The following is a 9,613-nucleotide window of genomic DNA, read 5'->3' as shown; positions in this document are numbered from 1 at the left end:
AGATGAGGGCCCGTAGGCTCGCGCCAAACGGCTGATATTCGTTTGACATCAGCCGGTTCGCGCCAGCGTCCGGGCCCCCTCATTCATGTTAACTTGGCGGTATTGCGCTATGGCCGGCTTGTCGCTGCCTTTCCCTCACGGTTCGGCGAGGCGGCTTTGATCCCACGGAAGTTTCCATCACACTCTGTGCCGTCCCCCGACTCCACCGTCCCCGTTTTCTTCCTCACAGTTGCGACCGCGTTATGGCCCCGTTTGACGAGTGTTCCGTTCTGCTCCCTTCGGCCACGTTGGAAGATTTTCCCGTCGGGGGTCCCGATTCGGATGCGCGGAGCTTGTTGGCCGGTTGGACGATCTTGTGGCATCCACTGTTGTTGGCCCAGACCGAACAGATGCCGACTTGGTATCGCGCCGACACGCCCCCCAACCCCGATGGACCGCGCGTGATTGTGGTCCCGGACCCCTCGTTGAAGCAGATCCCCGCTGACTTTCGTCGCAAGTGCGATGCCAATCCCGATTGCACTTGGGTGAGCGGGGCGGACCGCACGGAGATGCTCGTCGCGCTGGGGCTGGACCCGGCCGACCCGCGCTCCGCGACGCTGCCCTCGTCCACACGTTCGCTGGGGGTCGAAGATTTTTACGCCGCCGGATATCTGTCGCTGCAAATCCAGATCATGACGCGGCGGTTGCGGTACACCAGCAATTTGGACGAGTTGCACCTGCAGAACCGGATCGTCGCAGCGGCCAAAGCGTTCCTCGATCGGGACGCCACCGCGACGGCCGAAGCACTGCACGACGTTTTCGACGCGTTGTCCGAAGAACGCGATCACTATTTTTCCAGCGATCCCCACCTGGTCGACCTGACCCTGCTGACCCCGGGTGTGCTGAAGTCCGCGACCGAGGCCGGCTGGCTGGACCGTTTCCAAGCGAGTGCGACGAAAGACGATGACGGCGATGGCGTGCTGGGGACGCCGCGCAACGTCTTGGTCGACGGGGCGGTGGCGGCTGAATGGCGTGCGACCAAGGACGCTTCGCAACACCACGAGTCTTACGAACGCTTTCGCCAATTGCTTTCCCTGGACACCGTCGGTTGGGCCGGCGGCGGTTGGGCCGGCGGGGGCTGGGCGGGCGGCGATCGGGCGGGCGATCCGTGCTGTCTCGATGCGATGACGATGGCGTCGGCGCGTCACCTGTTTGAATCCGGCACGGCCTTGGCCACCGCTGCGATCGGCCAAGCCCCTTCGGTCTACGCCCGACTCTCCGGCATGACACCGGTCGACTTGGTCCCCGCCCTGGCGGCACTCGGATACCGAGGCGTGATCCCGATCGATTTCACCGCCGGCACAGGGTTCGGTGACGAGTCCAAGGTGATCGTCTCGGGCGGCCACAAGGAAGTCGAAGCATTGACGGCCAAGCCGATCGATGCCGCCAGCGATGCCGCCTTCCTGGCCCTCGGTGCCCATTTAGGCGAATTGATCGATACCGGCGAAGTCGCCACGGCCTTGCTGGTGCATTGGCCCGATCGCGTCTGCGACAGTTTCCTGGACCTCTGCCGAGCGGCGACGTGGAGTGTCGCGTTGGGCCGCTTCTGGACTCTAGAACGCTACTTCAGCGATGGCGAACGTCCCTACCATCAGGGATCACTCGACGCGATTTCCAAACACGCCGCATCCGAGATCGCACAACAGGTCATCGATCCCAAATCCGACACCTCGCTCAGCGCGATGGCTGATGCCTTCTGCCGCACGGTCCGAACCGAAGCCCGCCGAACCCTACGAGCGATTGCGACGCTGGCCCATCCGAAATTGCTCGACGACAAGCAACCACACGACAAGCAACCGGAATCTGTCAGCGAGCAGCTTGATGCGAGCGGCCAAGCTGATGACCACAAACTGATCGCTCAGCTGGTCGGCGTCTCGCCGTCAACCGATGCCCCGATCGCCAAGGACGCCTTGTGTTTCAACGCCCAGGGTGTCGCGACCCGACGGCACACAAAACTGCACGGCGGCAGCCCGGCGAAGGAAAAATTCGTTTACGCGGCGACCGCCGCCGGCGGGGGCGGGTGTGACGTCACGTTCGACGTGCCCGCGATGGGATTCACGCGTCTGTCGGCAACCCAACCGGTCAAGAAACAGGGACTGCTGAAGCGATTGACCGGCGGCGAAAAGGGGATTGCCGAACACGCGGTCTTGAAAAACGAATTCATGGCCGTCGCCTTGGACGAAACCGCCGGAAGCCTCTCGGGTGTGTTTAGCGCCTCACGCGGCAACCGGCTGTCGATGCGATTGGTGGCGGCCACCGATCTGGCGGGCGACAAAGATGGCGGGACGATGGTTTGCAAACGCATGGAGGTCACACAGTCGAGCTCGGCGCTCGGCGAAATCACCGCTTCGGGCGAATTGCAGGACACGGATGGCAACGCGATCGCCGAGTTTTTGATTCACTATCGGCTGCGACGGGGAAGCAGGTTGCTGGAGGTCGACGGGACCTTGCACCCCAAGACGAACATTCCAATTGAATCTGAAAACGCGTTTTGGAAAAACTATTTCGCCGTACGGACGGCCGTGGCCGGCGAGGCGGCAATCTTGCGGCCCCTGGTCCGCGACAAGGTGCACAGCGGTTCGTCAAAAAAGTTCATCGCGCCACTTGGCGTGTTGATCGACGAAGCGGAAAAGCAAACCCTGGTCACCGGTTATGGGTTGCCGCTGCATCGCAAGGTCGCCGACCGATTCCTGGACACCGTGATCGGGATCCCCACCGGCGCCGATGCGATTCCGTTTCGCGTCACGTTTGCGTTTGATTGCCCGTCCCCGGTCGCGGTGGCACGGTCCTGCATCGCGCCGGCGGAAGTATTCGCCATCGATCCGATAACCCCCGACCGCGGATCGGCCACGGGCGAGACGTCCCAGGCGTGGCTGGTCCACGTTTCCTCCGGTGACGTGTTGGTCACGGAAATGAAGACCAGACGACGCAACGACGGGAAGCTGGCCGCACGGATGCAAGTGGTTCAGACGCGGCCGAAGACGTCGAAGGTCAAGTTGCAATTTTGCGCCGCCGCCGAAGCCGCGTTCATCGCGGACACTTCGGGGGCCGAACGGTCGCTCGAAGACTTGCCCCAAGACGTCAGCTGCGAAGACGGCGTGGTCACGTTCTCGCTGGGCAATCACCAAGCGATCGACCTGGTCGTCGTGTTCGACATTTAGTATTGACGGTACAGCTTCATCGCCAGTTCCGTCATGTTGTCGACGTTCATTTTTTCGATCACGCGTTTGCGATGACGATCGATCGTCTGGTAGGAAACCTTGAGCTTGCCGGCGAGACGTCGCGATGGTATTCCCAACAGCAGTTGAGGCAGCACCTCGCGTTCTTTCGGGGTCAGCCGTCCAAATCCGCTGCGTAGATTGCACAGCGAATCCGGTCCCGCGGCGTCGGCCTGAAAGGCTTCCTGGACCGCTTCGATCAACACTCGACTTTCGATCGGAAGGGGCACCAAATCGACGAATCCGTGCCTCAGTGCCTGATGCAACGTCCGTCGCGAGCGATCGGCCGTCAGTCCGACGATCGAAAACCGGATGCCTTGGTCGGCAAATTTCCGAACCCTTTTGAGCGTCTCGTCGCGAACATTGTCAAAGTCGACGAGCAGGCATCCCGGTCGAAAGGAGCTCAGCTTCTTGAAAACGGCTTCCCAATTGTCGACCTCCAAGGTTTGAAATGGAAGCGCATCAGGGAGGGTTGCTATCGAGAGTCGTTCGCTCTGCAGAACGACCGTAAACGGACGGATTCCTGGCGACGGATTACCGTCGTGACTAGCCTTGATCATTGTTGCCCCTTGATCGAAGTTAGGTTTCGGAAATGCTGGTTAGCTTTCGTGTGCTAAGGATAGATCCCGTTGGATGGAAGGGTGGTTGCCAAGTGATGTGCCGTGTATCAGCTGCCCCTGGCGACGACGTTGGAAGATTACACAAGGGGACTTTAGAAAATCTAGACCAATAGGTGGAAAAAACTCAGGTGTGTTGCACGCCGCGCCGGCGGAGAATCCAGTCGATCGCCAACAGGGACAGCATCAGCGTCCACAACATCCAGTGGTCCCAGAGTGGCAGCTGATGAATCAGGACCTCGCCCGGCGCGATCTCGAACGACCGCAACAGTGCGTCCAACTCCTCTTTCGTTGAGAGCATTCGTCCGCCCCCGGCCTCGACCACCGCCTGCAACCGTTCGGGTTTCGCTTGCGGACGAAGCCATTCGTCGGACCGATGCAACAACTGGATTTCCAGAGCACCGCGAGCGATTTTCTGATCGGCTTGCCACGCGTCGACGACCAGGTAGGCCGTCTGCATCGGACTGGATCGATCGTCCGAGGCCCCAGGCAGGACGGCGGGGATCGTTGCGGTGTAATGCCCCGCGGTCGGCTTGGCATCCAACGCGACCATCCTCGCATCGGAACCGGAGGGTTCGTTCCTGTCGTCGGGCAACGAATCGTCATCACCCGGGCTGGCGACCAACTGTGCGGTCACACGGTACTCCGTCGTCGGCTTGAACTCTTTGTCAAACGCTTCGACCACCAGCTGAATCGATTCGCCGGGCGAATAGATGACCTGGTCGGCACGAAGCGTCAACCGTTTCTGCGAGGCCTGGGAATTCTCCGCCAGCCAACGCACGACATTTCGCCAGAATTTCTGGTAGTAGCGATTGTCGCCCTCGCCCCATTCACGTTCAAATCGACTTCCCCAGCCGTAGGTCGTATCGGTCGACATGGCAAAGGTACGCCCGCGTCCAAAACTCTCGCAGGCAAAGACGGGCATCACGCCGACGCGGGCCAGCGGTGTTCGTGTTTGCCCCAACAAGGTCGCGGCCGGTTTCACACGCGAAATCAAATTGGTGCCGCCGAACGGAGGCATCGCAGCGAGCGCGGCGCGATTGCGTGCCGGATCGTCCAGCAGATTCCAGATCGGATGGGATTGAGCTTGCTCGGGAACGACGACCTGAAACCCCTGATTCAAAAAATCTCGGCGACCGGTCATGTCGAACGGGATCAGCCCTTCCCAGGGCGTGCGATCCCAGCCGCCGGCACCAAAACTGGTGTAACCGCCGATCATCACAAAACCCCCGCCACGCCGATCGACCAGTTCGACGGTCCAATCGATTTGCTCGGGGGTGAACGCTTGAAAAGAGATGTCGCTGCAGATCACGACATCGTATTGAAACAGTTCCGCACGCGTGGTCGGAAATCCTCGATAGGGATCATCGATCCGTTGCAGACTCGGCCGCTGGGCGTATTGATTGTTGACCGTCATTGCGACGCACTTGATGTCCGAATCGGCGTGCAAGGCGTTTTGCAGCCACCGGCTCTCCTGCGCCGAAGTGCCTTCCATGTACAGCACCTTCAGCGTCCGATCTTTTTCGGTCAACTGAAAGGGGACACGGTTGTTCTTGGCAACCGCTTCCCCGGCATCAACGGGAATATCGATGGCCAATTCGCCCAGTGCCGGATCGGCGGTGACGACCAATTCGCAGGACGTCGCCCCGTCGGTCAACGTGATCGGCAGCGAAGCAAGCGGCTTTGATCGGGGGCGATTGGCGGGACGAATGGAGACGATCGCACGCTCGTTCTCATACCCGCGGCTTTCGATCACCGCGCGGATCGTCGCCCGGTCACCCTTGGCCACACGCGGAGGCACGGATAATTCGGTGATCGCGATGTCACCTCGCAAGTCCCGCCGTTGCGGAAGCATGGCGTGGACGGGAATCCCCAACTCGCGATAGGCGGTGGCCAATTCAACCAGTTGGTCCGCCTTGTCGACGGCGCCGTCGGAAAACAAAACGACGGCCTGCGTTTGATTGTCGGCAACACGCGATGGCAGCTTTTGCAACGCATCGGACAGCAAGGAAGTATCGTCGGTCGCGGACAGTTCCGACAGTCCCGGAACCTTGGCCAGGCGGGCACCGAAACGAAACATCGGGAAACGGATGTCGCGTTCTTTCTGGATCCCCTGTGTCACCGCCCCGATTGTCCGCTTCACTTGATCGATGCGAGATTCCCCCTGACCAAGTCCCATGCTTTGAGAACAATCCACCAGCAGCGCGACGGCCGGTGGACGTGGCGGCAACACGGTTTCACGGCGATCGATCGGATTCAATAACAGCGACACCAACCCCAGCAGGACGACGGCTCGCAACACGAATAGCAACGGGTTGCGGGTTTTGGCCGCAACCGAAATGCGGCGGGCAAACCACAACAGTGCAGCGATCGCCACCACGATCGCCGGATACACCACCAATGGATACAGCGGTTCCCAATGCGGCATGTCAGCGTGTTCCCAACGTCACGGTGAAATTACGTCTGAACACGGTCACTCGACGTCCTCGGAAAGCACACGGTAGTAATCGTCGACCATGTCGACATAGTCCGGGGGAACGGGGCCGGTTGCCTGCTGAATCACGCCGCTCAAGACGGCTTCTTGGATCCTCCGCTGCAGCACTTCATCGATCGCCCGCAACCCATCGACGAGGATGGTCGGTGCGGTCGCGAATTCAGGTAACGCGTCGATGGCCTTGGCCAACTCCGCGTCGTGTGCGGCCAGGGGAGCAAGCGATTGGGCAAAGCGGCTCGTTTCCGCCGCGGCGATCGCCTGCTGTGCCTTGCTGTTCGCTCGTCGCAATTCTTTCAATAAGCTCGCGGCACGCTGCTCCGCTTGCTTGAGCGTTTCGAGCTGTGCCGGCCCCATCGCTTGCCGGACACGATCGAGCCCCGCAGCGAGACGCTTCAACGACTCCGATGCCCGCAGGCCGTCGGTCGATGCGGCGTCGAGTTGACGGCGTCCGGCCGCACCAGCCGCCGATTTCATCGTCGAAGCGGAACGCTGTGGCGGATTCTCGGCAAGCGTTTTGGCAAGCGTGTCCTGGACGTGCCACTCCTGATCGGTCGATTCGGCCAGCAACTGATCGGTCAAATCCGCGAGTTCCTCGGCGCGAGCGACCAACTTGCCTTGCTCGGCTTCGGCTGCCGAGGGAGTGCCGCCCTTGGACTGCGAATCGGTCAACGATTCAGTCCATTGTTTTTGGTCGTCGGCGAGCCGTTCCGTTTCACGTTTCGCCGCGGCCAGTTTGTCACCGAAATTGGGGCCGTGACGCCGGGCCAGATGATCCGAAAGCTGTCTCAATTGTTCGGCAGCCGTTTCGGCTTGTTGGATCGCATCGTCGTAGCCTTGTTCGTTCGGCGTCTCATCGGACAGGGACTCGGCACTGGATTGAATCGATGCGGCGGCCTGGCCGACACGTTGTGGTGCAAGCTCGCCGAACCGTCCCGAGGAAAGCTGTTGCTGGAGTTCGCGTGCTTTGGCGTGGTCCTGCCGTTGCTGCTTGGCGAGTTGATCCGCTGAAGGCGGTGGGTCGCTCGAGTTCGCCGATTGGGCTGATCGGCCGGACGAAGCGGCTTGCTTGCATGCCCCAGCCGATTGGCAAAAGCTCTCTTGATTCTTGGCCAACTGTTCGAGTTGTTCGCGCACGTCGGAAAGCTGTTGTTCCTGTTTTTCTTTGCGATCCTGCGGCGGCTTGCGCACCTTGTCCTTGAGGTTCTGATCGACCTGGCGAACCATTTGGGATTGCGAACTCCCTTGTTTCAAAATGTTGCGGAGATTTCGTCGCGCCGCGATCAGGTGGGCCAGCGCCTTTTCTTCGTCTTTCAGACTGGACTCGAATGCCTCCGATTGCAGATCTTCGACCGCATCGGTCATCCAGTCGATCGCGATGGCCAGTGTGGGCATCGGACCAAGCTTTTGCTCCAAGGCGGCCGTCAACGTCTCGGTCTGCTCCAGCAAATCAGTCTGCTGCGACGACAACTGCTCGGCGGCACGGCTCGAGTCCGCCGGCAGACGCTCCGCCGTCTGCGTCACGACAAAGGTTTGCCCCAGGGTTTGCCGTTGTTGCTTGATCAGCTTTTCCAACGTCAAGCACTCGCCCTGACAATTGCACTGACTCTCGCTGAATTCGTAGTCGCGTGAAAACGGTCGAATGTCGATGAATCGCAACTCGCTGGTGGTGCGTTGCGGTTGCGGCATGCGGTTGTCTACCGCGACGGCGTAATAGGTAATCGCCTGGGGGTAGGAAACATCCAGATCCTCCAGCGGCAACGTGACGCTGTGGGTCATTGCGGCAGCCGACTCGCCGGCGGAACTCTTCCAGAGCGTTTGTTCGGGACCGTCGTCCAGACGATAACGAAGCTCAACGGTTCCGACTGCATAGTCGTCGAACGCTTCGAGGGTGAATCGCAATTCGCTCGTCGCAATCGCTTCGGCATCCGGTTCGGGACTGAGAAACTTGAGTACCGGGGCGCGGTCGCGGAGCACGTTCAGATGCATCGACGCATCGTCGGAAACGCCATCGGTCGATCGGGCATGGATGGCGACATCGATGGGATCAGCTGCGACTTCGATCGCGAACTTGGCGGTCGAATCGTCGAGCGACGCGACAGGAGATGACGCATCGGTCGGGGTCAATTCAACCTGCGCGGTCGCGGGCGGTCGGTTGTAGCGGGCGCTCAGCTCGACGCGCGAGCCTGCGGGGATCCGCAGGCCATCGGCCGGCCCCTCTTCGACCGGCAAACCGGTGTACGCCGGCGGCTGGACCGAAGCGTTCCATTGTTCCACCGCCAGCGGAAGCCGGACCGCGATCCGCCGGATCTCTGTCTCCAGCGGACGCGCTAAAACCTGCAGTTCCAAATCGTCTTGGCAATCCGGCACCACGGCGGTCAACTCACCGAGCAAGAGCGTTTCTGTTTCCGGTTTTACCGGGACTTCGCTCCACTGACCGGCATCGTCGGTTCGATATCGGATGACGGCGGATTCAATCGGGCGTCCGGCGACGTGCAACCGCACGACCAAATCGTCCCCCCGGTCCACGTATTCCGGCAACGTTTCAAGTTCAACGTCGCTATAGTGCAGTGGCAGGAACAGCAAGCGTCCGCTGGCGACGCGCCAGGAAGGAGAAATCACAAACAAGGTCAGCCAAAAGCACCCGGCGATCAGACAAAATCCGGCGAGCGCCCCGATCGGCCACGATTTCCCCAGTGGGTCCAACGGACGACGAAGGACCTGTTCCTGCGTCTGCGTTTCGAGCGCGCCGAGCAACTCGGGATCAGCGGCCGAGACCGAATCGGGATGATGCTGGTAGTCGTGGCTGGTGCGGAGGCTTTGCCCCAGTTCCGGGCAAGCATTCTCGGTCTGGCAGACCGCATCGATCGAATCAAAGCTCAGCCAGCCGCGAAACAGGACGCACGCGGTTGCAATCGCCACAAGGATGCAGCCCCAGAGGAACAAACGGAGCGTCGGAGCCAATTCCAGATAGAAGTCCGCCGTTGCGACCAGGCCGATCAACACCGCCAGAGACGACATCAACGCCAACACGCCAACCACGAATCGTCGTTGCCGTTCTTGGTTCTTTAGACGATCGAGCTGCTGATGGTGAGTTCCCGGCATCGGAACCGCAAGCGGTCGGCTGGTAGAGCGGGCTGTGGGTTCGGCAATGCTCATGATCGATCACACTCCTAAAAGGACTCGGCCGCGGAAAAGCGCGGCAGGTACAAAAACGCGAAGCACCTCCAGCAACCGTTGGTGTGCAG

The 9,613-nt window shown here is 60.8% G+C and carries 4 protein-coding genes; 1 reads left to right on the top strand and 3 read right to left on the bottom strand.

Annotated features, from left to right (window positions below; genetic code table 11):
* The first annotated feature begins 242 nt into the window (after positions 1 to 242).
* On the top strand, positions 243 to 3,200 hold the full coding sequence (locus NZK35_RS10345) for a hypothetical protein (protein ID WP_259632464.1): 2,958 nt from the start codon (positions 243 to 245) through the stop codon (positions 3,198 to 3,200).
* Here the strand turns inward: NZK35_RS10345 and NZK35_RS10340 are convergent.
* The 3 genes from NZK35_RS10340 to NZK35_RS10330 all read right to left on the bottom strand — a co-directional run bounded on the left by NZK35_RS10340 (position 3,197) and on the right by NZK35_RS10330 (position 9,524).
* On the bottom strand, positions 3,197 to 3,817 hold the full coding sequence (locus NZK35_RS10340) for a response regulator transcription factor (RefSeq protein ID WP_259632463.1): 621 nt from the start codon (positions 3,815 to 3,817) through the stop codon (positions 3,197 to 3,199). The two genes, NZK35_RS10345 and NZK35_RS10340, sit on opposite strands and share 4 nt — an antisense overlap.
* 184 nt (positions 3,818 to 4,001) lie before the next feature.
* A complete protein-coding gene (locus NZK35_RS10335; protein ID WP_259632462.1) occupies positions 4,002 to 6,302 on the bottom strand; it encodes a glutamine amidotransferase in 2,301 nt (766 codons plus the stop codon).
* 45 nt (positions 6,303 to 6,347) lie between these two features.
* A complete protein-coding gene (locus NZK35_RS10330; protein WP_259632461.1) occupies positions 6,348 to 9,524 on the bottom strand; it encodes a DUF4175 family protein in 3,177 nt (1,058 codons plus the stop codon).
* Positions 9,525 to 9,613: the final 89 nt, after the last annotated feature.

It is taken from the genome of Stieleria sedimenti (assembly GCF_025060895.1).
In the GTDB taxonomy this organism is placed as follows: Bacteria; Planctomycetota; Planctomycetia; order Pirellulales; family Pirellulaceae; genus Stieleria; species Stieleria sedimenti.
Note: the sequence above shows the minus strand (reverse complement) of the source record. Positions and strands in the feature narration are given on the sequence as shown.